The organism is Marmoricola sp. OAE513 (genome assembly GCF_040546585.1).
In the GTDB taxonomy this organism is placed as follows: Bacteria; Actinomycetota; Actinomycetes; order Propionibacteriales; family Nocardioidaceae; genus Marmoricola.
In genome coordinates this window covers 960396-982485 of the sequence record NZ_JBEPOC010000001.1, presented here as the reverse complement: position 1 = coordinate 982485, position 22090 = coordinate 960396, and the positions used below count along the sequence as shown (strand labels likewise).

At 71.0% G+C, this 22090-nt stretch carries 22 protein-coding genes and 1 pseudogene; 8 read left to right on the top strand and 15 right to left on the bottom strand.

Translation table 11 applies throughout. From position 1 onward, the window contains the following. Nucleotides 1-3 precede the first annotated feature (3 nt). The 4 genes from ABIE44_RS04945 to ABIE44_RS04930 form a co-directional block, all read right to left on the bottom strand. The gene (locus ABIE44_RS04945; protein ID WP_209721314.1) at nucleotides 4-831 is read right to left on the bottom strand and encodes a carbohydrate ABC transporter permease; all 828 of its coding nucleotides are present in this window, start codon (nucleotides 829-831) and stop codon (nucleotides 4-6) included. Then, nucleotides 831-1793: a carbohydrate ABC transporter permease gene (locus ABIE44_RS04940; protein ID WP_209721316.1), complete on the bottom strand. Its 963-nt coding sequence runs from the start codon at nucleotides 1791-1793 to the stop codon at nucleotides 831-833. The genes ABIE44_RS04945 and ABIE44_RS04940 overlap by 1 nt, the downstream gene beginning before the upstream one ends. Next, nucleotides 1790-3133, bottom strand: a complete 1344-nt coding sequence (locus ABIE44_RS04935; protein ID WP_209721320.1) for an extracellular solute-binding protein — start codon at nucleotides 3131-3133, stop codon at nucleotides 1790-1792. Before ABIE44_RS04935 ends, ABIE44_RS04940 begins: the two co-directional genes overlap by 4 nt. A gap of 70 nt (nucleotides 3134-3203) precedes the next feature. Next, nucleotides 3204-4154, bottom strand: a complete 951-nt coding sequence (locus tag ABIE44_RS04930) for an alpha/beta fold hydrolase (RefSeq protein WP_209721323.1) — start codon at nucleotides 4152-4154, stop codon at nucleotides 3204-3206. 115 nt (nucleotides 4155-4269) lie between these two features. Here ABIE44_RS04930 and ABIE44_RS04925 point away from each other — a divergent pair, with 115 nt between their 5' ends. Further along, on the top strand, nucleotides 4270-5148 hold the full coding sequence (locus tag ABIE44_RS04925; protein WP_209721326.1) for an esterase/lipase family protein: 879 nt from the start codon (nucleotides 4270-4272) through the stop codon (nucleotides 5146-5148). On the opposite strand, the gene ABIE44_RS04920 is transcribed toward ABIE44_RS04925, so the two are convergent. From ABIE44_RS04920 to ABIE44_RS04905, 4 genes are all read right to left on the bottom strand, one after another. Next, a complete protein-coding gene (locus ABIE44_RS04920) occupies nucleotides 5069-6007 on the bottom strand; it encodes a PfkB family carbohydrate kinase (RefSeq protein ID WP_209721329.1) in 939 nt (312 codons plus the stop codon). The two genes, ABIE44_RS04925 and ABIE44_RS04920, sit on opposite strands and share 80 nt — an antisense overlap. A 43-nt stretch (nucleotides 6008-6050) precedes the next feature. Beyond that, complete coding sequence (glpX, locus tag ABIE44_RS04915; RefSeq protein ID WP_209721332.1) at nucleotides 6051-7076, bottom strand: class II fructose-bisphosphatase; 1026 nt, start codon at nucleotides 7074-7076, stop codon at nucleotides 6051-6053. A 71-nt stretch (nucleotides 7077-7147) separates the two neighbouring features. Next, a complete protein-coding gene (locus ABIE44_RS04910; RefSeq protein ID WP_209721333.1) occupies nucleotides 7148-7549 on the bottom strand; it encodes a TOBE domain-containing protein in 402 nt (133 codons plus the stop codon). 32 nt (nucleotides 7550-7581) lie between these two features. Further along, complete coding sequence (locus ABIE44_RS04905) at nucleotides 7582-8808, bottom strand: SLC13 family permease (RefSeq protein WP_209721336.1); 1227 nt, start codon at nucleotides 8806-8808, stop codon at nucleotides 7582-7584. 63 nt (nucleotides 8809-8871) lie between these two features. Between ABIE44_RS04905 and ABIE44_RS04900 the strand changes: the two genes are divergently transcribed. Next, entirely contained in the window at nucleotides 8872-9438 is a 567-nt protein-coding gene (locus ABIE44_RS04900) for a DUF4245 family protein (RefSeq protein WP_209721340.1), read from the top strand. Between the two features lie 6 nt (nucleotides 9439-9444). On the opposite strand, the gene ABIE44_RS04895 is transcribed toward ABIE44_RS04900, so the two are convergent. After that, a complete protein-coding gene (locus ABIE44_RS04895) occupies nucleotides 9445-9654 on the bottom strand; it encodes an exodeoxyribonuclease VII small subunit (RefSeq protein WP_209721342.1) in 210 nt (69 codons plus the stop codon). Continuing rightward, nucleotides 9647-10909, bottom strand: coding sequence for an exodeoxyribonuclease VII large subunit (gene xseA / locus ABIE44_RS04890; RefSeq protein WP_209721345.1), 1263 nt, complete (start codon nucleotides 10907-10909; stop codon nucleotides 9647-9649). Before xseA ends, ABIE44_RS04895 begins: the two co-directional genes overlap by 8 nt. Nucleotides 10910-10946: 37 nt before the next feature. Between xseA and ABIE44_RS04885 the strand changes: the two genes are divergently transcribed. Together ABIE44_RS04885 and ABIE44_RS04880 are read left to right on the top strand one after the other, a co-directional pair. After that, nucleotides 10947-11963, top strand: a complete 1017-nt coding sequence (locus ABIE44_RS04885) for a 4-hydroxy-3-methylbut-2-enyl diphosphate reductase (RefSeq protein WP_209721347.1) — start codon at nucleotides 10947-10949, stop codon at nucleotides 11961-11963. Nucleotides 11964-11965: 2 nt separating this feature from the next. Continuing rightward, nucleotides 11966-12586, top strand: coding sequence for an L-threonylcarbamoyladenylate synthase (locus tag ABIE44_RS04880; RefSeq protein WP_209721350.1), 621 nt, complete (start codon nucleotides 11966-11968; stop codon nucleotides 12584-12586). Nucleotides 12587-12609: 23 nt separating this feature from the next. Here the strand turns inward: ABIE44_RS04880 and ABIE44_RS04875 are convergent. Next, nucleotides 12610-12915 (bottom strand): annotated as a pseudogene (locus ABIE44_RS04875) (DUF6542 domain-containing protein); the annotation flags it as partial. Between the two features lie 79 nt (nucleotides 12916-12994). Continuing rightward, a complete protein-coding gene (locus ABIE44_RS04870; protein ID WP_209721353.1) occupies nucleotides 12995-14167 on the bottom strand; it encodes a DNA recombination protein RmuC in 1173 nt (390 codons plus the stop codon). A gap of 79 nt (nucleotides 14168-14246) precedes the next feature. Between ABIE44_RS04870 and ABIE44_RS04865 the strand changes: the two genes are divergently transcribed. Next, on the top strand, nucleotides 14247-15221 hold the full coding sequence (locus ABIE44_RS04865) for a hypothetical protein (protein ID WP_354437864.1): 975 nt from the start codon (nucleotides 14247-14249) through the stop codon (nucleotides 15219-15221). Here ABIE44_RS04865 and ABIE44_RS04860 read toward each other — a convergent pair. Beyond that, entirely contained in the window at nucleotides 15218-15484 is a 267-nt protein-coding gene (locus ABIE44_RS04860; protein WP_209721359.1) for a hypothetical protein, read from the bottom strand. The genes ABIE44_RS04865 and ABIE44_RS04860 overlap by 4 nt on opposite strands. Then, nucleotides 15484-15753 carry a hypothetical protein gene (locus ABIE44_RS04855; RefSeq protein ID WP_209721362.1) on the bottom strand — a complete coding sequence of 90 codons (270 nt, stop codon included), beginning with the start codon at nucleotides 15751-15753 and terminating at the stop codon, nucleotides 15484-15486. The genes ABIE44_RS04860 and ABIE44_RS04855 overlap by 1 nt, the downstream gene beginning before the upstream one ends. 252 nt (nucleotides 15754-16005) lie before the next feature. Here ABIE44_RS04855 and ABIE44_RS04850 point away from each other — a divergent pair, with 252 nt between their 5' ends. Genes ABIE44_RS04850 through ABIE44_RS04840 form a run of 3 tightly spaced genes read left to right on the top strand, consistent with a single transcriptional unit; the run spans nucleotide 16006 to nucleotide 21283 of the window. Beyond that, complete coding sequence (locus tag ABIE44_RS04850; RefSeq protein WP_209721365.1) at nucleotides 16006-16731, top strand: ABC transporter ATP-binding protein; 726 nt, start codon at nucleotides 16006-16008, stop codon at nucleotides 16729-16731. Next, complete coding sequence (locus tag ABIE44_RS04845) at nucleotides 16731-19286, top strand: FtsX-like permease family protein (RefSeq protein WP_209721368.1); 2556 nt, start codon at nucleotides 16731-16733, stop codon at nucleotides 19284-19286. The genes ABIE44_RS04850 and ABIE44_RS04845 overlap by 1 nt, the downstream gene beginning before the upstream one ends. Further along, entirely contained in the window at nucleotides 19286-21283 is a 1998-nt protein-coding gene (locus ABIE44_RS04840) for a DUF6801 domain-containing protein (protein WP_209721372.1), read from the top strand. The genes ABIE44_RS04845 and ABIE44_RS04840 overlap by 1 nt, the downstream gene beginning before the upstream one ends. Here the strand turns inward: ABIE44_RS04840 and ABIE44_RS04835 are convergent. Beyond that, nucleotides 21280-22083 (bottom strand): exodeoxyribonuclease III, encoded by an 804-nt coding sequence (locus ABIE44_RS04835; protein ID WP_209721376.1) that lies wholly within the window; start codon nucleotides 22081-22083, stop codon nucleotides 21280-21282. The two genes, ABIE44_RS04840 and ABIE44_RS04835, sit on opposite strands and share 4 nt — an antisense overlap. Nucleotides 22084-22090 lie beyond the last annotated feature (7 nt).

Here is a 22090-nt window from a genome sequence, read left to right as displayed (position 1 = left end):
CGGTCACCCCTTCACTGCGCCGGAGGTGAGGCCGGCGACGATCTTGCGCTGGAACAGCAGGACGATGATCACGACAGGGACGGTCACCACGACCGAGGCTGTCGCCAGTTGCGAGTACGGCGGGTTGAACGGGTCCGCGCCGACGAAGTACGACATCTGCGCCGGGACCGTCCGGGACGCGGTCGTCGAGGTCAGCGAGATCGCCAGGACGAACTCGTTCCACGCGAAGAAGAACGTGAGGATGGCGGCGGTGAAGACGCCGGGCGCCGCCAGCGGGACGATGACCTTGCGGAACGCCTGCCACGCCGTGGCCCCGTCGACCTGCGCGGCCTGCTCCATCTCCCAGGGGATCTCCCGGAAGAAGGCGGACAGCGTCCAGATGGAGAGCGGCAGCGTGAAGGACATGTACGGCACCACCAGCCCGGGCCAGGTGTTGAACAACCCGAAGGTGCGCCACATGTCGAACAGCGGCCCGACCAGGGAGACGACCGGGAACATCGCGATCGCCAGCGCGAGCGAGAGCACCGCCCGCTTGCCTCGGAACTCGAGCCGAGCGATCGCGTACGCCGCCAACGTCGCCAGCACCACCGACAGCACGGTGGCCGTGAGCGCGATGCCGGCCGAGTTCAGAAGTGCCCGGGTGAAGTCAGGGTTGTCGAGGATGTCCTTGTAGTTCTGGATCGTCCACTCGTTGGGGAAGAACTGCGGGCTGCCCGCCGTGGTCTCGTCGGCGGACTTGAACGACAGCGAGACGATGAACGCCACCGGCAGCAGGCACCAGACCATGATCAGGACGAAGCCGGACCAGGTGCCGAGGACGTTCCTGCGCATCAGACCTCACCCCGCGCCTGGGCCAGGTCCACCTTGAACGCCTTGACGATCAGGTAGGCGAGCAGCAGCACCGTGAGGAAGAGCAGCACCGAGAGGGCAGAGCCCATGCCGAGCTGCATCTGCTCGATCACCTGGCGGTAGGTGAGGAACGAGGACGACTCGGTGTTCTGGGCGCCGCGGGTCATCACGAAGATGTTGTCGAAGATCCGGAACGCGTCGAGCGCGCGGAACAGGACGGCCACCATGATCGCGGCCCGCATGTTCGGCAGGATCACCTTCCAGAGGCGTTGCCACCAGGTGGCGCCGTCGACCTTGGCCGCCTCGAGCATGTCCTCGGAGACCTGGGAGAGGCCGGCGAGCAGGAGCAGCGACATGAACGGGGTGGTCTTCCAGATCTCCGAGACCATGATCGCCGTCATCGCGTGCCAGTGGTCGCCGAACCAGTTGGTGTCCGGGTCGATGAACGGCAGCCAGTCGAACCAGCTGTTGATGTAGCCGTTGTTGATCGAGAACGTGAACTGCCACGCGAACGCTGAGACGACCGTGATGATGCCGTAGGGGATGAGGATCGAGGTCCGCATCAGGCCGCGGGCGAAGATGATTCGGTGCATCACCATCGCGAAGGCGAACCCGACCACGAGCTCGACGCCGACGGTCACCACCATGATCAGCACGGTGTTCCAGGTGTCCCTCCAGAACAGCGGGTCGGACAGGATCGTGCCGTAGTTGCCGAGGAAGACGAACGAGCGGTCGTCCGGCGTCGTCAAGCGGTAGCGGAACAGCGAGAGGTAGAGCGCGCGGAGCATCGGCCAGGCGGTGACCAGCAGCATGATGGCCACCGCAGGCAGCACGAGCCGTCGACCGAGCCGTTCCTCGGCGGCGCCGCGCTCGGTGGCCGGACCGGAGCGCTGGCCGGTCTTCGGTGCGGTCTTCCGGACTTCCTCCCGGGCAGTCGCGCTCACAGCAGTCTCCGTCCCTTGAGAACGTCCACGATGAACCTCCCGGACTCTGCCGGGGTGTCCTGGTCGACCGCGCGGGGTGAGTGCCAGACCGCCTGGATCGCTCCGGAGATGTCGCTCCAGTACGGCGAGGCCGGGCGCGGGGACGCCGCCTCCAGGCCGGCCTGCAGCATCTCGAGCAGGTCGGCGGGGTAGGTCTTGCGCAGCGCCGGGTAGTCGTAGCCGGCCGCGCTCGCCGGCATGTTGCCGGTCAGGTCGGCGTTGACGCCCTGGTTGTCGGGTTCGACGATGCAGGCGGCCGCTTCCATCGCCTCGTCGGGATGAGCGGAGTACTGGCTGACGCCGATGTTGATGCCGCCGTACGGGGGAGCGGCGTCCTTCCCGGCGACGGTCTGCGGGTACGGGGCCCACCCGAGGTTGGCGAAGTCCTGCTTGGAGATCCCGCCGGAGCTGACGCTCTTGCCGACCAGGCCCTTGAAGTTGGAGTACACGAAGGTCCAGTCGACCAGGAAGCCGCCGACGTCCGGGAGCACGGCCTTGCGGTCGTGCGGATAGAGGAAGGGCAGCACGGTGCCCTCGTTGGAGACCGAGAGGTCCGGCTCGGCAGCGGTGGAGCCGGCGAGCTGCTCGACGACCTTCGCCGCCGCGCGGCCGGGGTCGGAGTCGATGTCGATCGTCGCGTCGGTGCCCTTCTCGGCGTTGCGGAGGATGGAGCCGCCGGCGCCGGCGATCAGTGCGTTGATCCAGACGACGTAACCCTCGTACTTGTTGGCCTGGACGCCGACGTGGGTGGTCCTCGCGCGGTTCTCGGAGTTCAGCCTGGTGGCGGCGTCGATCACCTGCTCCCAGGTGACGGGACGGGTCATGTCGAGCCCGGCTGCCTTCGCCGCGTCCTTGCGGTACCAGAGCAGCTGGGTGTTCGACCAGAACGGGAGCGCGACCAGCTCGTCGTCCCAGGTGGCCGCGTCGACCGCACCGGTGAACGACTGCTTCTCGAGCTGCTGCTGGAGTGCGTCCGGGATCTTCGCCAGGAACCCGGCGTTGGCGAACTCGGCGTTGAACACCGGGTCCAGGCTCATCAGGTCGATGCCGGGATCCTTGGCGGCGAGGCGGCGGGCGAGCTGGATCCGCTGCTGACCGGCGTCCTGGGGCAGCACCTGGATCTCGACCTCGACCTTGTCCGTCGAGCACTTCTTCGCGACGGCCGCCTGACCGCCCTGGTCGGGATTGGCGTACCAGGTGATCCGCACCCGGCCGTCGTCGCTGCCGCAGGACGTCAGGAGGCCGGTGGTCAGCCCGAGGGCCAGCAGTACGGCGGCAGTGCGTGGTGGTGAGCCCGGCACGTGTTCCTCCCGAGAACGTCGTGCTGCTCCTCATGCCCGGCGCTGGCCGGTTCGAAACTCGGGCCCGGGGTCAGGCCGTGCCGGCAGCCCTGTCCGCCGTCCGACGGATCACCTCGGCGAAGGTCTCGTGCAGCTCGACCGGGAGGTCGTGGCCCATGCCCGGGATCAGCAGCAGGTGAGCGCCGGGGATCGCCTGCGCGGTCGCCCTGCCGCCGGACGGGTGCACGAGCCGGTCGTCCATGCCGTGGATGACGGCAGCGGGCATCCGGAGCGCGTGCAGCGCCTTGCCGCGGTCGGGCTGGGTGAGCACGGCGAGCATCTGCCGGGCCACTCCCTCAGGGTTCAGGCCGCGGTCGAAGGTCTCCTCGGCGCGAGCGCGGGAGGACTCCTCGGACTCCGGGTAGCCGGGGGAGCCGATGAGCTGCCCGACCTTGCGCGAGGCGAGCACGTAGGACTCGCGGTCGGCCCCGCGCGAGGCGAGCATCACCGGCACGAGGCGGGGGTCCTGCCAGCCGACCGTGCGACGACCGGTGGTGGACATGATCGAGACCAGGCTGCGCACCCGGGACGGTTGGGCGATCGCCATGGTCTGCGCGATCATGCCGCCCATCGACACCCCGGTGACGTGCGCCGAGCAGATGCCGAGGTGGTCCAGCAGCCCGAACGCGTCAGCTGCGAGATCGGTCAGTGCGTAGGGCGCCTTCACCTTCCGGCCGAGCCCGGCCTGGATGATCATCGGCTTGGTGACGCGTCCGGGTACCCGGGTGGACTTGCCCGTGTCGCGGTTGTCGTACCGGATCACGTAGAAGCCCTGACGGGCCAGCAGCGTGCACAGCTCCGGGTCCCACCAGGTCATCGGACCGCCCAGGCCCATCACCAGCAGCAGCGGCTCGTCGGCCGGGTCGCCGTAGGTCTGGTAGCAGAGCTCGATCCGGGCGCTCACGGGTGCCGACATCGTGCGGCTGACGACGATCTCGGCGGGCGCTGTCTCAGCGGCTCGGCGGGAGCGGATGCGCGGCATGGGCTGCCTTTCGGGGTGATGGGTCCGAGTACCTGTCTACAACTGTCGCCGACACGCGTCACGAATTTCGTTGAGTCTCGTTAGTAGAACTGTGGTTTCCGTTACTTTCGGCTCTGTGAACTCACCGATGGGCGACTTCCTGAAGCCCGCAGGTTTTGTCGGACCCCAGGGTCTCAGGGCGCTCTCCCGCGAGGGGAGCGTGGTCGGCGAAGCGGCCCGGTACGTCGTGCGGGCGCGCGCGGACCGCAAGGTGCGCGCCCGACTCCCGTACGCCGGGCACCACCGTCCCGGCGGGTCCGAACCGGTCCTGCTGATCCCCGGGTTCATGGCCGGTGACTACACCCTGGCGCCGATGGCCTCGATGCTGCGCGGTGCGGGGTACCGGACCTACCGCTCCCACATCCACGTGAACATGGGCTGCACCCGCGAGGCCGCGGACAAGATGGAGCGCCGGATCGAGTCGATCGCCACCCGTCGCGGTCGCAAGGTCAGCATCGTGGGCCACAGCCTGGGCGGCATGCTCGCCCGCGGGCTGGCTGCTCGGCGCCCCGACCTGATCAACGGCATCGTCTCGATGGGCAGCCCCGTGCTGGCCCCCGCGGCCGTGCACGAGATCCTCGAGAGGGACGCCGAGCTGCTCACCCGGCTCACCCGTGCCGGGGTCGGTGGCCTGATGAGCGAGGACTGCATCGCCGGTGCCTGCGCCCGCGCGAGCTTCGAGGAGACCCACGCGCCGTTGGACCCCCAGGTCGGGTTCACCGCGATCTACTCCCAGCGTGACGGCATCGTCGACTGGCGCGCCTGCATCGACCCGGCCGCGATCCCGGTCGAGGTGACCGCCAGCCACGTCGGGATGGCGCTGGACCCGCTCGTGTTCGACCAGGTCCGGCAGGCTCTCGAGGGCCAGCTCGCCGCTAGGACGGCACTGATCCAGGCCACCCTGAGCGCAGCTCCGAGCGCGACGGCGCGGCTGCGCCCGGTCGCGCACAGCTGAGCCCGGCCACCTCCACCGCTGCGGTCAGCAGCTGCTCCAAGCGTCCGGGGTCGGTCGGCATGCCCGGGCCGAAGTTGCCGAGCGAGTCCGACTCCAGCAGCACCGTGAGCACCGCCGCCATGAAGGCGTCGCCCGCGCCGATCGTGTCGACGACCTCGACGTCGGTGCCCGGGACGCTGACCTCGACGCCCCCTCCCGCGCCGCCTCCCGCACCGGCGGCGTACGCCGTGGCGCCGGCGGCCCCGCGGGTGAGGATCACCAGCTCGGTGCGGTCGCCGGTGAGCAGCGAGCGGGCGATCTGGTCGGGGTCGGCACCCGGGTGCAGGAACTCGATGTCCTGCTCGCTCAGCTTGACCAGCTGGGACCGGTCGGCCAGTGACTCGATGTCGCCCCAGGCCTGGTCATGGTCGTGCTCGGTGAGGTGGCCGGCACGCACGTTCGGGTCGTAGGAGACGAACACGTCGCGGGCCCAGGCCTGCTCGACGAGGTCCAGCACGCTCATCCGGCCGGGTTCGAGGACGGTGCCCAGCGAGCCGACGTGCAGGGCGTCGCACTCGGGAAGCTCGGTGTGCGGGAGGTGCCAGGACAGGTCGAGCTCGTAGAGGGGCTCGTCCTCGTCGAAGTGCACCGTCGCGGTGGCCGTGCGCCCGTCGACGGACGGTGAGGAGAGGAGCTCGGTCCCGGTCGCGGCCAGGTGCTCGCGCACCAGCGCCGCGCGTTCGTCGGTGCCGATCTCGGTGATCAGCACGACGGGGACGTCGAGGCGGCCGAGTGCCACCGCGACGTTCAGCGGCGAGCCGCCGACCGTCTCGCTGCCGTCGGCCACGTCGACCAGGGCCTCCCCGGCGACGACGATCACGCGGCGGTCGCCCCGGCCATCCCGGCCATCCCGGACAGCGCCGTCAGCGGTCGAAGTCGACGTTGGCGTACGCGCGCAGCTTGCTGAGCTTGTGGTCGCTGATGATCTCGCGGATCGTGCCGCTGCGGCTGCGCATCACGAGCGAGTGCGTCGACGCCCCGCCGGCGCGGTAGCGGACGCCCTTCATCAGCTCGCCGTCGGTGATGCCGGTCGCGACGAAGAAGCAGTCGTCGCCGGAGACCAGGTCGTCGGTGTAGAGGATCCGGTCGAGCTCGAGGCCCGCCGCGGCCGCGCGCTCGCGCTCCTCGTCGCTGGTCGGCCAGAGCTTGCCCTGGATGACCCCGTCCAGGCACTTCATCGCGCAGGCGGTGATGATGCCCTCCGGCGTACCGCCGATGCCGAGCAGCAGATCCACGCCGGTGTCGGCCCGGGCCGCCATGATCGCACCGGCCACGTCACCGTCGGTGATGAACTTGATCCGGGCGCCGGTCTCCCGGATCTCCTGGGCGAGCTTCTCGTGCCGCGGGCGGTCGAGCAGGACCACGGTGACGTCCTCGGGCTTGCCGCCCTTGGCCTTGGCGACGAGGTGGATGTTCTCGGCGACCGGGTAGCGGATGTCCACGACGTCGGCAGCCTCCGGGCCGGCGACGAGCTTCTCCATGTAGAAGACGGCGGAAGGGTCGTACATCGAGCCCCGGGGCGCCACGGCGAGCACGGAGACCGCGTTGGCCATGCCTTTGGCGGTCAGCGTCGTCCCGTCGATCGGGTCGACCGCGACGTCGCACTCGGGGCCGTCGCCGTCGCCGACCTCCTCGCCGTTGTAGAGCATCGGGGCGTTGTCCTTCTCGCCCTCGCCGATCACGACGGTGCCGCGCATGCCGACCGTGGAGATCAGGGTGCGCATCGCGTTGACCGCGACGCCGTCCGCTCCGTTCTTGTCGCCCTTCCCGACCCAGCGACCAGCGGCCATGGCGGCGGCCTCGGTCACCCGGACGAGCTCGAGGGCGAGGTTGCGGTCGGGTGACGCCGGGGCCACGGCGAGCGCTTCGGGCAGGTGGGAGTCGGACATAGGGCGCATGTTATCGGTCGCGGGTGCACGCCGGCGCGCCGAACACGGCGGCGGACGGTGTGAACCCTGGCTCAGCCCCGCTCGACGACCACGTTCGTCGACTTGATCGAGGCCACCGCCCGGGCGCCCGGGACCAGCCCCAGCTCCTCGGCAGCATCCGCGGACATCAGCGAGACGACCCTGTTCGCCCCGCAGATCATCTCGACCTGCGCCATCACGGTGTCCTTCTTCACGGCGACGACGATGCCGGGGAGCCGGTTGCGGGCCGAGGACGTGCGCCGGCCGTCGGCATCGGGGGAGTCGGCCAGCGACTCGGCGAGGACGGCCAGGTCCGGTCCGGCGATCGTGGACCGGCCGTTGACCTGCTCGGCGGTGAGCCGACCCTGGTCCACCCAGCGGCGCACGGTGTCGTCGCTGACTCCCAGGACCTCGGCCGCCTCGGAGATCCGGTACCGGCTCGGTTCGTGGCTCATGGGGTCACTCTGCCGCACCCCGGGGTGCCCTCCTAGACCCAGCCCGACCAGCCGTGGAGGACGAGGACGCCGCCGACCACGGCCAGCGGGGTCGCCAGGAGACCGACGAGGTGGAAGTCGCGCGTCGAGACCGTGCCGCCGCTGTGCTGGACCGTGCGTCGCCAGAGCAGGTTCGCCAGCGACCCCGACCAGGTCATCGAGGAGCCCAGGTTGACGCCGATGAGCGTCGCCAGCACGGGAACCGCGCCGAGCGGGGCCACCAGCGGCACCAGCAACAGGGTCGCGGGAAGGTTGTTCACCAGATTCGCCAGCACGGCGCCGATCAGCGCGACCGCGAGCAGCGCCGGCAGGCCGCCACCGTCGGGGACCAGGTCCGCGATCCGGTCCCCGAGCGGTCCCTCGCCGAGGGCGGCGACCACCAGGCCCAGGGAGAGGACGAAGAGCGCGAACGGCAGGTGCGCACTGCGGACCAGCGGCGTGACGGTCAGCTCGCCGCGCAGGAGTGCCCGGACGGCGAGGACCAGGGCGGCGGCGCCCGCGCTCCAGGCCGGGTCGAGGACCGAGCTCGCGGCGAACCCGGCGAGCATCGCCGCGACGACGAGGACCGGCACCACCGGCAGGGGGAGGGGTGGCGCAGCGGCGGGCGTCGCGGGAGCGCTCAGCTCGGCCCGGAACCAGAGCCGCTGGACGGCGTACTCGACCACCAGGGCGAGCACCCAGACCGGCGCCATCAGCAGTGCGAACCGGCCGAAGGAGAGATCGAGGTCGGGGACGGCGAGCAGGTTGGTGAGGTTGGAGACCGGCAGCAGCAACGAGGCGATGTTGGCGAGCCGGACGCAGACCAGCTGGAGCGGCCGTGCCGAGAGGCCGGCACCCGCGGCCGCGGCGATCGCGACCGGGGTCAGCAGCACCACGGTCGCGTCCAGGCTGAGCACGACGGTGACCGCAGCAGCGACCACGAAGGTGAGCGCGAAGATCCGCTGCGGACTGCCGCTGGCGGCGAGCCGGGACCCGATCGCGGTGAACAGCCCGGCAGCCCGGCAGCACTCGGCGACCACGAGCACAGCCACCAGGAACAGCACCACCGGGACCAGGTGGTCCCGCTCGCGCTGGAGGTCGGCCGTCCCGAGGGTGCCGGTCGCCAGGACCGCGGTGCCGGCGACCACGGCCACCGCCGCCTCGACCAGGGGGCGCGGGTGCAGGTACGCCGTCGCCAGCAGGGCGAGCAGCGCCGCCACGGGCACCAGGTCAACGAGCACGCGAAACCACCACGCCGCGACCCTAGACCCGCGATGTTCAGGGCCGCCTGGGAGGATGGCCGCATGGTCACCGAAGCCGAGGCACGCCGCCTGCGCCCGTTCATGAGCGGGATCGTGGCGCTGGTCGTGGCGGTCGCAGCGACCATGGTCTGGTACTTCATGGGGCGCCCGGACGAGACCCCGGTCCCGGTGCGGACCGTCGACTGGTCGGCCTGGGTGAAGGCGGGCCGCGCCGACCACCGGCTCGCCCTGTTCGCCCCGGACGCGCTGCCGAAGGGCTGGCGGGCGACCTCGGCGTCGTACGTCGGCGGCAACGACCCGCGGTTCGAGATCGGGATGCTCACCGAGGACGGCAAGTACGTCGGCATCGTGGAGTCCGAGTCCTCGGTCCGCACGCTGGTGCGGCAGAACATCGACGACAAGGCCGAGCGGGGTGAGGACGTCACCCTCAACGACACGACCTCCGCGTGGCAGGTGTGGACCGACTCCGGCGGTGACTACGGGGTCGCGCTGGACGTCGAGAACCCCGACGGAACCAGCGAGACCGTGCTGGTCTTCGGCTCCGCACCGGACGACGAGATCCGCGACTTCGCCGCGACGTTGCGGCCCGGGACGGTCCCGCTCTCGTAGTGCGGGTCAGTCCTCGTCGTCGCCGAGCACGGCGTCGAGCCGGGCCCGCGCACCGTCGAGAGCGTCCTGGCAGGTCTTCGCGAGCTCCTCGCCGCGCTCCCACAGCGCCAGCGACTCCGCCAGCGAGGTGCCGCCCTGCTCGAGGGTCCGCACCACCTCGATGAGCTGGTCGCGCGCCTCCTCGTAGCTCAGCGTGGTGCCGTCGGGCTCAGTCATGGTGGTCCTCCGCAGGCTCGTCCTGGACTGGTAGGGGGAGTGGTTCGACGTCGGAGACGGCTGCGCTGATCCGCCCGTCGGCGACCCGGATCGTGACGGCCGCGCCGGGGGCGATGCCCTCGACGCTGGAGAACAGGTTTCCTTCAGCGTCCGACAGCACGGCGTAGCCGCGGCGCAGCGTCGCCAGCGGGGAGAGCGCGCGGACCCGGGCCAGGCTGTGGTCGAGGTCGTCGTACGCCCGGTCGAGCACGTGGCCGAGCACGCGTCGGGCGCGGTCGGCGTACGCGGTGATCTCCTGGTTCCGGGCGACCAGGTCGTTGCGCGGGTCGGACATGCTCGGTCGGCCGCGGATCGCGTCGATCTGTTGCTGCTCCCGGGCGACGGCCGAGGTGATGGTGCGCCGCAACCGGTCGCGCACCTGGACCACGCGGGCGAACTCCTCAGCCACGTCCGGCACGATGCGCTTGGCGGCATCGGTGGGGGTGGAGGCGCGCAGGTCGGCGACGAGGTCGAGCAGCGGGGAGTCGGGCTCGTGGCCGATGGCGGAGACGACCGGCGTGGTGGCGGCGTGCACCGCGCGCACCAGCGCCTCGTCGGAGAACGGGAGCAGGTCCTCGACCGAGCCGCCGCCGCGAGCGATCACGATCACGTCGACGTCCGGGTCGCGGTCCAGGGCGCCGAGCGCTGCGATCACCTGCTCGGCGGCGTTCACGCCCTGCATCGCCGCGTACCGGACGTCGAAGGTGACGCCGGGCCAGCGGCGGCGGGTGTTCTCCAGGACGTCCTTCTCCGCGGCCGAGTCCTTGGCGGTGACCAAGCCGATCCGCTGGGGCAGGAACGGCAGCGCGCGTTTCCGGTCGAGGGCGAAGAGCCCCTCGGCGGCCAGCAGCTGGCGACGGCGCTCGAGCCGGGCGAGCAGCTCGCCCTCGCCGACCAGCCGCAGCTCGCGGACCTGGAGGGAGAGCGAGCCCCTGTTCGGGTAGATGCTCGGCTTCGCGTAGGCGACCACCTGGGCGCCGTTGACCAGGGGAGTGGGCAGCGAGTCGATCACCGAGCGCGGACAGGTCAGCTGGACCGAGACGTCGGCGAGCTTGTCGCGCAGGGTGAGGAAGTCGGTGTTCGAGCCGTTGGGCCGGTTCAGCTGGACGACCTGGCCCTCGACCCAGACCGCGCCGAGCCGGTCGACCCAGCCTCCGATCATGCTGACGACCTGGCGGACCGGGACCGGGGTCTCCGGGGAGGTCGTCAGCGCCATGCGAGCAGGCTAGTCGCAGGCCACTACGATGGTGGGCATGGACACCGACCTGGCGATGCCGCGCCTCATCCCCGAGGCCGAGCGTGCCGTTCTGCTCGCCGCCCCGCGCGGCTACTGCGCCGGCGTCGACCGCGCCGTGATCACCGTGGAGAAGGCGCTCGACCTGTACGGCGCCCCGGTCTACGTCCGCAAGCAGATCGTGCACAACAAGCACGTGGTCGCCAACCTCGAGTCCCGCGGCGCGATCTTCGTCGAGGAGCTCGACGAGGTCCCTGCCGGCGAGACCGTCGTGTTCTCCGCCCACGGGGTCTCCCCGGCGGTGCACGCCGAGGCCGCCGAGCGCGAGCTCAAGACCATCGACGCCACCTGCCCGCTGGTGACCAAGGTCCACCACGAGGCGAAGCGCTTCGCCGCCGACGACTACGACATCCTGCTGATCGGCCACGAGGGGCACGAGGAGGTCGAGGGCACCGCGGGCGAGGCGCCGGACCACATCCAGCTGGTGCAGAGCCCGGCCGACGTGCCGAACATCGTCGTCCGCGACCCCGCGAAGGTCGCCTGGCTGTCGCAGACCACCCTGTCGGTCGACGAGACCCTGGAGACCGTTGCCGCGATCCGCGAGCGGTTCCCGCTGCTGCTCGACCCGCCGAGCGACGACATCTGCTACGCCACCCAGAACCGGCAGCTGGCGATCAAGGAGATCAGCAGCGACGCCGACCTGGTCATCGTGGTCGGCTCCGCGAACTCCTCGAACACGGTCCGGCTGGCCGACGTCGCGCTCGAGGTCGGCGCCAAGGCGGCGTACCGGGTGGACGACGCGAGCGAGATCGACGAGGCCTGGCTCGAGGGCGTGGACAAGGTGAGTGTGACGTCCGGTGCCTCGGTGCCCGAGGACCTGGTCGACGGCGTGCTCAGCTTCCTGGCCGAGCGCGGCTACCCGGACGCCAAGGCGGTCCACACGGCTGAGGAGTCGCTGATCTTCGCGCTGCCGCCCGAGCTGCGCAAGGACATCCGGGCCGCGGAGAAGGCTGCCGCCGCCGGTGACCGAGCGTAGCCGTGGCGCGCTACCTGGACGTCCACCCCGACGACCCGCAGCCCCGGCTGATCGGCCAGGCGGTCGCGACGCTGCGTGACGACGGCCTCCTGGCCTACCCGACCGACTCCGGTTACGCGCTGGGCATCCAGCTCGGCAACCGCGACGGTCTGGACCGGATCCGCACGATCCGCCGGCTCGACGACAAGCACCACTTCACGCTGGTCTGCCGCGACTTCGCCCAGCTCGGTCAGCTGGTGCACATCGACAACGCCGCCTTCCGAGCGATCAAGGCGGCGACGCCGGGGCCGTACACCTTCATCCTGCCGGCGACCGCCGAGGTCCCGAAACGGCTGATGCACCCGAAGAAGAAGACCGTCGGCGTCCGGATCCCCGACCACGTCGTGGTCCGCGCGCTGCTCGAGGAGCTCGGCGAGCCGCTGCTCTCCAGCACGCTGATCCTTCCCGGCGAGACCGAGCCGATGACCGAGGGCTGGCTGGTGAAGGACGACCTGGATCAGGTGCTCGACGTGGTCATCGACTCCGGCGAGTGCGGTTCGTTGCCCACGACCGTCGTGGACCTCACCTCGGGTGCCGCCGAGGTCATCCGGTACGGCGCCGGGGACGCGTCGCGCTTCGAGTGAGCACCGTCGGCGCGGCGTAGCACGCGTGACCTGATCGCGAGCACACCCAGGCACAGGACGTACCCGCCGAGCAGGGCGCCGGAGTGGTGGGCCAGCCCGGAGATCACGGCCTGGATGAGACCGTCGTCGGACGCCGCGATCCAGCTGCGGTGCAGCACCGCGAGGACCGAGCAGAGGCCGAGGAGCAGCATCGGGGGCAGGACGCCGACGGTGAAGAACTCCGAGGGGCGGATCGCCAGCGCGATCGCGATGCACAGCACCACGAACCCGACGTCGAAGATCCGGTCGAGACCGCCCCCGGGGACCAGGTCGGCGATGACGAGGAGCACGCACGCAAAGATCGAGAACCGCGTGACCCGGCTCCCGGACCAGCGTCCTTCTTCCCACACGGTGGGTGCGCTCACCCCACTAACGTAGGTCTGCGCGCCTCTGCTCGGGGTGAGCCACGCCGTGGCCGCGGCTGTGATCCGGATCAACCAGATCCACCAGCTGGGGACGTTCCTCCGCGACCGCGTCGAGGAGCTCGATCGCGGTCAGCGGCCGCGGTGCCTCCGTGACGGGCTGGGGGGAGTCGAGGGGTTCGTCGATCTCGGCCACGTCGGAGAAGTGCCGTGCGGTGACCAGAACCCGGCTCTCGAGCGAGCCGACCGCGCTGTTGTACGACTCGACGCTGCTCTTCAGCGACCTACCCAGCTTGTCGAGGTGGCGGCCGACCGTGCCGAGCCGGGCGTAGAGGTCGCGGCCGAGCTGGTGGATCTCCCGGGTGCGCTCGGCCAGTGTCTCGGTGGTCCACCCGTGGGCGACCGTGCGCAGCAGGGCGATCAGCGTGGTCGGGGTCGCCAGCACGACGTTGCGCCCGGCGGCGTACTCCAGCAGTCGGGGATCGGCGTCGAGCGCGGCGGACAGGAACGACTCGGCGGGGAGGAACAGCACGACGAACTCCGGCGAGGGGACACCGTGCTGCTGCAGCGCACGCCAGTAGCCCTTGGTCGAGAGCTGGTCGATGTGGGTGCGCACGTGCCGCGCGTGCTGAGCCAGGTACGCCGCCTGCTCGTCGAGATCCTCGGTGGTCAGGGCGTCCAGGTACGCCGCGAGCGGCGCCTTGGCGTCCACCACCAGGCTCTTGCCGCCGGCCAGACGGACGACCACGTCGGGTCGCAGACCGGTCTGCCCCGGTTGGCCGTCGTCGCCGGCGAGGTGCACCTGCTGTTCGAAGTCGCAGTGCTCGACCATCCCGGCGAGCTCGATCGTCCGGCGCAGGTGCAGCTCCCCCCACTGGCCGCGCACGTGCGGCTTGCGCAGGGCGGTCGACAGCGCGGAGGTCTCCCGCCGCAGCGAGTCGGTGGAGTGTCGGACCTCGTCGACCTGCTGGTGCAGCGTGCTCTGCCAGGAGACGCGTTGGTGCTCCAGGTCGCGCATCCGGTCGTGCAAGCGGTCCAGGCCGTCCTTGATCACTGCGTTCTCGGCGGCACCGAGCACACCAGGGCCGTCCGCGGAAGGCGTACGCCGCAGAGCCAGCACGCCGAGGGCGCCCAGGGCGATGCCGAGGAGCAGGGTCATCAGGGGAAGCAGAATCTCCATGCTCCGACCGTGCCAGGTGGGTCCGACACATACGATGGTGGTTCTCGGACGCCTTGTGGGAGGGGTGAGCAGGTTGCACGTGCGCGCGCTGGTCGGTGGAGTGGTGGCCGTGGTCGCTGCCGCCCTCCTCGTCGCCGTACCGGGTGGGGCCGGGGCGGTGGGCACCGGTGACCCGGTCATCGAGTCGCCCCTGCCTGCGGCGAAGCACTACGCCGGGTTCAACGGCCCGTTCGTGGTGAACCTCGAGAACGCGCCGATCGGCACCTACGACTACTGGGTCGAGCGGGGCGGCAACGTCGTCGGGAGCACGAAGCAGCACGTCTTCAACGGCAGCTTCCCCAAGCCCCAGCTCAGAGTCGGTGCGCTCCCGCCGGCAACGGGTTACACGTTCCACATCACGACCACCGACGCCGATCTGGTGGTCCACCAGGACTCGCTCGCCTTCACCGTCACGGCCGGGTCGCCGCCGACCTGCTCCCTCGTGCTGCCCAGCCAGATCCGGATGAAGGCCCGCTCGAAGCTGGTCAAGGCCACGCTCAGCCCGCGGTGCACCAGCCTGCAGACGATCTACGCGTCCTGGCTGGCGCGCGACCGCAGGGGTTTCTTCGCCGAGCGGTTCACCTTCGACCACACCGCCCGTGACTACTGGCGGATCTACGACGACGAGCGCACCGGGCTCTACACGGTCCGACCGACCGGCGCCAAGGACGTGGACAACGACGACGTCCCGCAGAACATCGCGCGCACCACGATGAAGATGGACGCGAAGGTCTCGCTGACGGCGTCCCGCGCGGGGAAGACCGTCACGCTGCGCACGAAGCTGACGCGGTACTCGCCGGTCGCGAACCGCTACCAGCCCTGGGCGCACCGGAAGGTCGTGCTGTCCTACCGGACGTGCGCGTCGTGCCCGTGGAAGCGGCTGAAGACCCGGACGACCGACGGAGCCGGCAAGAACGTCTACCGGGTCCGTGCGACCGGGTCGCGCAAGTACCGGGCCACGGTGTCGGGGACAGCGACGGTCTGGTCGCCGCACCCGAACTACGCGAAGCGCTAGTCCGAGCCCTGGTCCGGGCCCTGGTCCGGGCTTTGGCCCTTGCCGCGGACCTTGCCCGCGACGACCGAGACCAGCACGGTCACGATGATCAGCAGGACCACCAGCAGGCCGGCGCGCAGGGCCCCGAGTCCGATGATGTGCACCTTCTTCTGATCGATCACCAGCGCGTTCGCGAGCAGCACGACGAGCCCGCCGACCACCAGTCCGCCGGCCGCCTTGGTCAGCGCGCCGACGACGCGCTCGAGGCGGGTCTGGTCGGCCATCAGAGGAGGTCCTCGCCCGGGGTCTCGTCGACGGTCGTGTCAGGAACGCCCGCGCCGGCGTCCGCGAAGATCGCCGCAGCCATCGAGGTGAGTCCGAGCCCGACGAACGCGATCACCAGGGCGCGCTGCACCGACAGCGTCTCGCCGCAGCCGTCGTCCGGGCTGAACACCGAGCCGCAGTCGCCGACACCGATGAGCCCGAGAACCGCCCCGATCGCGAGGAACCCGACGGTGAAGGTCACCAGGATGCGGAGGATCGACTTTTCCATGGCGAGAGCATCCCACGGGTCAGCGCCCGGAGAGCCGGGGCGTACGTCGCCCCTCGCACTGTCGAACCGCGCGTGCACAAGATCTGGACTCGACTCCGCGTGAGACCTGGAACGACTAATGTCTACAAGCAACGTCGACTTTCGGAACTGAAGCGGCGTCCTCCGAACCCCATTCCTCCCGTGGGGCCGGTCGTGGTGGCCTACCCACCGTGCCCCGCCCCTGCTGCACCGATCCGAAGGAGTACCGGCGACATGACTGAAGCCGTCGCACGTGATCTCGACCCGGCAGACGGTGCGGAAGGTAGCGCGCCCGTCGTCGCCCGCGGGCTGGTGAAGTCGTTCCTCGCGCCCGACGGGAGCTCGGTGGCCGCGGTCAACGGCATCGACTTCGTCGCGCCCCAGGGCAAGATCTCCGCGATCGTCGGTCCGTCGGGTTCGGGCAAGACCACGCTGCTGCAGCTGCTCGCGGGGCTGGACCGGCCCGACGAGGGCAGCATCCAGCTCGCCGGGGTCGAGATCTCGCGGGCCGACGACGCGACCGTGACGCGGCTGCGGCGCCGCGAGGTCGGTTTCGTCTTCCAGTCCTTCAACCTGGTCCCGGGTCTGCCTGCCCGAGACAACATCGTGCTCCCGGTACGCCTGGACCGCCGCCCGGTCGACCAGGAGCGTCTCGTCGACCTCGCCGACCGGCTCGGGATCGCCGACCGGCTGGACCACACCCCCGAGCAGCTCTCCGGCGGTCAGAAGCAGCGGGTCGCCGTCGCCCGCGCCCTGTACGCCGAGCCGGCGATCGTCTTCGCCGACGAGCCGACCGGTGCGCTGGACGCCGACAGCGCCCAGCGGCTGCTCGACATCATCGTCGAGACCGTCGCCGCGCTGAGCCAGACCGTCGTGCTCGTGACCCACGACCTCGCCGTCGCCGACCTCGCCGACTCCGTCCACGTCCTGCGGGCCGGGAAGCTGGACCGGCAACGCTGATGGCCGATTCCGTCCTCCTCGACCTGCTGCGCTCGCAGCTGCGCAGGAACCCGGGTCGAGCCCTCACACTGGCGATCACGGTTGCCCTGGCTGTGTCGCTGCTGACGTCCGCCTTCGTGCTCGCGTCCTCGTTGCGCTCGGCCATCGACCAGGGGCTCGAGGTCACCTGGCGCGGCAGCGACGTCGTCGTACGGACGGAGCTCGGCACGTCCGACTCCTCGCTGTCCGCTGGGGGAGGGTCGGGTGCGCTGTCGTTCGACCGGGCCCAGCTCGGCAAGCTCGAGGCGCTCGAGGGTGTGCAGGCCTCGACCTCGTACGCCCGCGCCAACGCGGTCGCCCGGACGGGGAAGACGGTGCTGGGCATCCAGCTGGAGTCGCTGGCCGGCGACCCGTCCTTCCGCTGGCAGAGGTGGGCCGAGGGTCGTGCTCCGGTCGCCGATCGTCCTGAGATCGGACTGACCCAGCACTCCCTCGACCAGCTGCGGATCCGGCTCGGTGACCTGGTCTCGCTCGGCAGCCCGGCCCTGGGCGCGGCGAACTTCCGGGTGGTCGGCGTCGTCGACGTCCGAGGCTCGCTGGAGTACTCGAACGCGATCTACGGCATCGTGCCGGACGCGACCGCCCGCCTGTTCGCCGGTGTCCCCGGCGACAACGTGGTGCTGCTCCGGGCCACGGACGGAACCACGCAGAAGGACCTGGTCACCCGGGTCAACGCCGCGGGGCAGGGCGGCTTCGCCCAAGGCACCGATGAGCTGGTCCAGGGCGCGGGCTCGGCCGAGCAGACCCGTCTCAAGGCGATCAAGGCCGTTCTCCTCAGCTTCTCGCCGCTCGCGCTCGTCGTTGCAGCGATCGTCCTCGGCACGGCGATCCTGGTCTCGCTGGGCTCACGACGCCGTTACCTCGCGCTGCTGCGCAGCGTCGGCACGACCCGCCGCCAGACGTTCGGCCTGGTGCTCGTAGAGGTGCTCGCACTCGGGCTCGCGGGCACGATCGTCGGGCTCGTCGGCGGCGTCCTGCTGGCACGTGCCGGGCTGCCCTTGACGGGCCTCATCCCGGGTCTCCCGACGGTCACCGGGGACGCGTTCACCGTGCCGCTCGGCGGGCTCACCCTTGCCTTCGGTGCCGGCGTCCTGCTCTCGCTCGTGGCCGGGTTGATCCCCGCGTGGGCGGCCAGCCGCATCCCGCCGGCAGCCGTGCTGTCGAGCACGGTCAGCGCTCCCGGGCGGCGTCGTACGGCGGCCGCGACCGGCGGGGTGCTGCTCGTCGCGGGCCTCGCGGCGCTCCTCCTGGTCGATTCCGGCCACCGCACCTGGGTCCTGCTCGGCCTCGGTGCCGTCGTGATCGGCGGGCTCCTGTCGTTCGGGTTCTCCCTGGGCCTGGTCGCGCTGCAGATCAGCCGGCGCCTGCGCGACCGACCGCGGCGCACGGTCACCCAGCTCGCAGCCAACGGCGTCTCCCGCGACCCCGGCCGCGCGGCCGCCGAGGGCGTCGCCGTCCTGCTCGCGACCGTCCTGATGGCCGGGACCTGGGTGCTGCTGTCGTCCCTGCACGCCTCGGGCAGTCAGCGCCTCGACGACCTGCCGGTCGCCGACCTGACCGTCGGAGCTCCCGTCGGTTCGGTGCCGTTGACGTCTGACTCCCTGGAGCGCTTCCGCGACGTCGACGGAGTGGCGCGACTGGTCCGACTGCCCCAGGGCGTGGACGTCACGCTCGAGGGACCGGGCGAGCGCGGCAAGGTCACGCTGTCGACGGGCGTCATCGGGCAGGACCTGTCCCAGCTGGAGAAGGCGCTGCCCTCGACGTGGGGGATCACGACGATCGCAGCGAAGACGGTTTACCTGCCGAACGACTACTTCAAGGCGTTCAAGCCAGGTGCGCGCGTCTCGCTGGTCGGGCCCGAGAGGACCGTGACCGGTCTGAAGGTCGTCTACCTCGACGACTTCGACCTGCCGGCGCTGGTCGCTCCCGACCTGCTCGACCAGGTCAGCGCGAAGACCGAGGTCCGGACGGCCTGGCTGCGGCTGGCCGACGGTGCCGACCGCGCCGAGGTGCTCTCCGAGGTCAGCGGTGAGGCGGTGCTCGCCGGCCAGGTGCCCGTCGGTGGTCCCGCCCTGCTGGACCTGAAGCTGTCCCGCGCGATCGCCGTCACGACGGCGGCCAGCACGGCCTTCCTCATGGTGGCACTCCTGGTCGCGGTGATCGGCGCGGTGCTGGTGACGGTGATCGCGGTGGCTGAGCGAGGCCACGAGCACGCGGTGCTGCGCGCACTGGGCCTCGAGCAGTCCGGTCTGCGCAGCCTGCTGCTCACCAGGACCCAGGCCGTCGCGCTGGCGGCTGCCGTGGTCGGCGTCCTGCTCGGTCTGGCGGTCGGCCTGACCGGGTCGTCGCTGATCGCGACCGCGCTCGGGATCCCGTCGGTCCACCGGGTACCCCTCATCCCGATCCTGGTCCTGAGTGCCTTCGTGGTGCTCGTCGTACGGTCCGCCGCACTGCTTCCGCTGGCACGGGCAGCGCAGGTCAGCCCCGCCAGCGCACTGAGTCAAGGAGCCAACTGATGCGTCTCTTCACCGTCCCCCGTGGCCTGCTCGGCCTGGCGGCTGTCGCCTTCCTGGTCTCGCCGGCACCGGCTGCCGGCGGTGCCACGCCGGCCACCGACGACCTGAGCGCCGAGGCGTCCTACCAGTGCCAGTACGCCGGCCTCGAGTCGGAGATCCGTACGCCGGCCGGCCTCGGCCTCGGCCTGCCCTCCCTGGGCTTCGACCTGCCCTCGCTCGGCGGCAGTGACAAGGTCGCGGTCAAGGTGCACGTGAAGGCGCCGCCCTTGGTCGCCCCCGGCGAGCCGGTGAAGCTCACGGGTAAAGCGACCTTCACCTTCGGTGCCGCCGCGACGGCGACCAACCTGTCCACCGCGTTCACGTTCCTCAGCGACGACTTCGGTGTCAACGTCGCGGTCGGTAGCAGCCAGCGGTTGCTCCGGATCTCCGACCTGAAGACCACCAGGTCGGCCCTGGGTACCCCGGTGGTCACGACGACCTGGACGCTGCCCGAGTTCCTGGTGCCGAGCTCGGCGACCGGCGACCTGAAGCTCTCGCTGCCCTCGGAGGAGATCGTCACCAACCCGGTGACCACCAAGCCCAAGGCGGTGGCGTTCACCGGTTCGCTGCAGAGCGACAGCCTGCTGCAGCCGAAGCGCGCGGTCGCCTGCGCGCTCAAGGCCGACCAGGACACCGCGCTCGGCTCGGTCAAGGTCGCGGCGGCCGCGCTCGCCGAGCCGACCGACGCCCCGAGCGTGTCCCCGGCCGCTCCGCCGCTCGGTGGCCCGGCTGTCGGCGCGCCGGTCGCGGCCCCGCCGCTGGGTGCGGCGCCACCGGGCAGCCCCGCGGTCGTGACGCCGACCGTGACCGGTCCGCTCTCGGCCGAGGCGATCCCGCCACCGACGGTGCCGGACGGCCTGCGTCTGCCTGCCTGGGCCCTGCTGCTGATCGGTGCGTTCGTCGCGAGCGGGGTCTTCCTGGCGGTGTCCTCGCACCGGCGGCTCCGCCTGGTCGCCGCGGTCGCCGTGCTGATCGCGCTGCTCGTCGGCCCGACGCCGCTGAACCCGTCACCGCCGGCCGAGGCCGCTACGTCGCGCGCGCAGGTCACGCTCATCTGCGTCTACAACGACACCAACGCGGACAAGGACGCCCGCGCCCGCGACCAACCCACGGGTCTGTCGATCTCGCTCGACGTTCCCGCGTCGGTCCGCCCGGGCGAGGTCATCAACCTTGCCGGGACGGCGACGGTGCAGGCGCCCGAGGACATCCGCAGCCAGGCAGCTGGTCTCGGCTTCAACCAGCTCGACGCCATCTCCGACACCTTGTCGGTCGGGGTGACCGTCGGCTCGGCCAAGCGGCAGGTCTTCACCGCCGACCGGTGGCAGACCGGCAAGACTGCATTCGGCAACCCGCTGGTGGTCTCGGCGCCGCTGTACTTCCCGTCGTTCAAGGTGCCGGACAACGCGAGCGGCTCGATCAAGCTCGACCTGCCCCGCAACGAGGTGCTCGACCGTCGACCGCCCCCGCACTCCAACCCCCGGACGCCGCCGCGCACCGCGCTCGAGTTCGTCGCGAGCGTGAGCGGCAACGGCGCCAAGGCGACCTACCTCGTCGACTGCTGGCGCTCGGACAAGGGCACCGGCCGGATCGCGACCATCCCGGTCTCGAAGGCGAACGCGCCGGCGGCGAACCCGGGCTCCGGCAGCGGACAGCCCGGCGCTCGGCCCGGGACGAACCCGGCCGCCATCCCAACTGCGGGGGTGACCCCGGGCGTGACCCCGACCGGTGTCCCGACCGCGGGCTCCACGGCGGTGCCGTCCGGTGCGGCGACGGCGCCTGCCGTGGCTGGCGGAGCACCGCTGCTCCAGGGCGTCCCCGCCGGTGCCAAGCAGACGTCGTACGCCGACGAGGTCACCGTCCCGACCTGGCTGCTCGTCGTGCTCGGGGTGCTGGCGGTGGTCGGCTACGGGTACGCGTTGCGGAACTACCGCAAGGTGCGGGCGGCGAAGACGGCTTAGTCGGCCAGGTCGACGACCACGGGGGCGTGGTCGCTCGGACTGCCCGTGCCCTGCGCGGGGTCGCGCTCGTCGGTGTCGATGAACGCGCCCGTCACCCGCTCGGCGAACGGCTGCGACCCCAGCACGAAGTCGATCCGCAGGCCGCGGTTCCGCTCGAAGCGCTGCCGGTAGTAGTCCCAGTAGGTGTAGACGTCCGGTCCGGGCGTGTGGGCGCGGGTGACCTCGGCGTATCCGCTGTCCAGGAACGCCTGGAAGGCGGCCCGCTCCGGGGGAGTGACGTGGGTCGAGGTCGCGAACTGCGCGACGTCGAAGACGTCCTCGTCGGTCGGGGCGATGTTCCAGTCGCCGACGAGCGCGGTGGGGGTGTCGGTCCAGGTCGCGGCGGCGGTGCGCAGCCTGGCCAACCAGTCGAGCTTGTAGACGTAGTGCGGGTCGCCGATCTTGCGACCGTTGGGGACGTACAGCGACCAGATCTTCACGCCGCCGCCCCCGGTGTCACCGCCGACCCGGGCTCCGATGGCGCGGGCTTCTGCAGCGCCGTCGAACAGCGGCATGTCCGGGAACCCGACCTCGATGTCCTCGAGCCCGACGCGGGAGATCAGCGCCACGCCGTTCCACTGGCTGAAGCCAGCAGCAGCGATCTCGTAACCGCGTGCCTGCAGCCCCATCAGCGGGAGCTGCTCCTCCTTCGCCTTGGTCTCCTGGACCGCCAGGACGTCGATCTCGTGGCGGTCGAGAAAGGCCTCGACGCGATCGATGCGGGAGCGGAGGGAGTTGACGTTCCAGGTTGCGATGCGCACGGGGTCG

What these genes read in the sequence shown, in the direction of transcription:
- ABIE44_RS04945 (WP_209721314.1), bottom strand. Translation starts at nt 831, where the DNA reads ATGCGCAGGAACGTCCTCGGCACCTGGTCCGGCTTCGTCCTGATCATG.
- ABIE44_RS04930 (WP_209721323.1), bottom strand. Translation starts at nt 4,154, where the DNA reads ATGCCGCGCATCCGCTCCCGCCGAGCCGCTGAGACAGCGCCCGCCGAG.
- glpX (WP_209721332.1), bottom strand. Translation starts at nt 7,076, where the DNA reads ATGTCCGACTCCCACCTGCCCGAAGCGCTCGCCGTGGCCCCGGCGTCA.
- ABIE44_RS04910 (WP_209721333.1), bottom strand. Translation starts at nt 7,549, where the DNA reads ATGAGCCACGAACCGAGCCGGTACCGGATCTCCGAGGCGGCCGAGGTC.
- ABIE44_RS04900 (WP_209721340.1), top strand. Translation starts at nt 8,872, where the DNA reads ATGGTCACCGAAGCCGAGGCACGCCGCCTGCGCCCGTTCATGAGCGGG.
- ABIE44_RS04895 (WP_209721342.1), bottom strand. Translation starts at nt 9,654, where the DNA reads ATGACTGAGCCCGACGGCACCACGCTGAGCTACGAGGAGGCGCGCGAC.
- xseA (WP_209721345.1), bottom strand. Translation starts at nt 10,909, where the DNA reads ATGGCGCTGACGACCTCCCCGGAGACCCCGGTCCCGGTCCGCCAGGTC.
- ABIE44_RS04885 (WP_209721347.1), top strand. Translation starts at nt 10,947, where the DNA reads ATGGACACCGACCTGGCGATGCCGCGCCTCATCCCCGAGGCCGAGCGT.
- ABIE44_RS04870 (WP_209721353.1), bottom strand. Translation starts at nt 14,167, where the DNA reads ATGGAGATTCTGCTTCCCCTGATGACCCTGCTCCTCGGCATCGCCCTG.
- ABIE44_RS04860 (WP_209721359.1), bottom strand. Translation starts at nt 15,484, where the DNA reads ATGGCCGACCAGACCCGCCTCGAGCGCGTCGTCGGCGCGCTGACCAAG.
- ABIE44_RS04855 (WP_209721362.1), bottom strand. Translation starts at nt 15,753, where the DNA reads ATGGAAAAGTCGATCCTCCGCATCCTGGTGACCTTCACCGTCGGGTTC.
- ABIE44_RS04850 (WP_209721365.1), top strand. Translation starts at nt 16,006, where the DNA reads ATGACTGAAGCCGTCGCACGTGATCTCGACCCGGCAGACGGTGCGGAA.
- ABIE44_RS04845 (WP_209721368.1), top strand. Translation starts at nt 16,731, where the DNA reads ATGGCCGATTCCGTCCTCCTCGACCTGCTGCGCTCGCAGCTGCGCAGG.
- ABIE44_RS04840 (WP_209721372.1), top strand. Translation starts at nt 19,286, where the DNA reads ATGCGTCTCTTCACCGTCCCCCGTGGCCTGCTCGGCCTGGCGGCTGTC.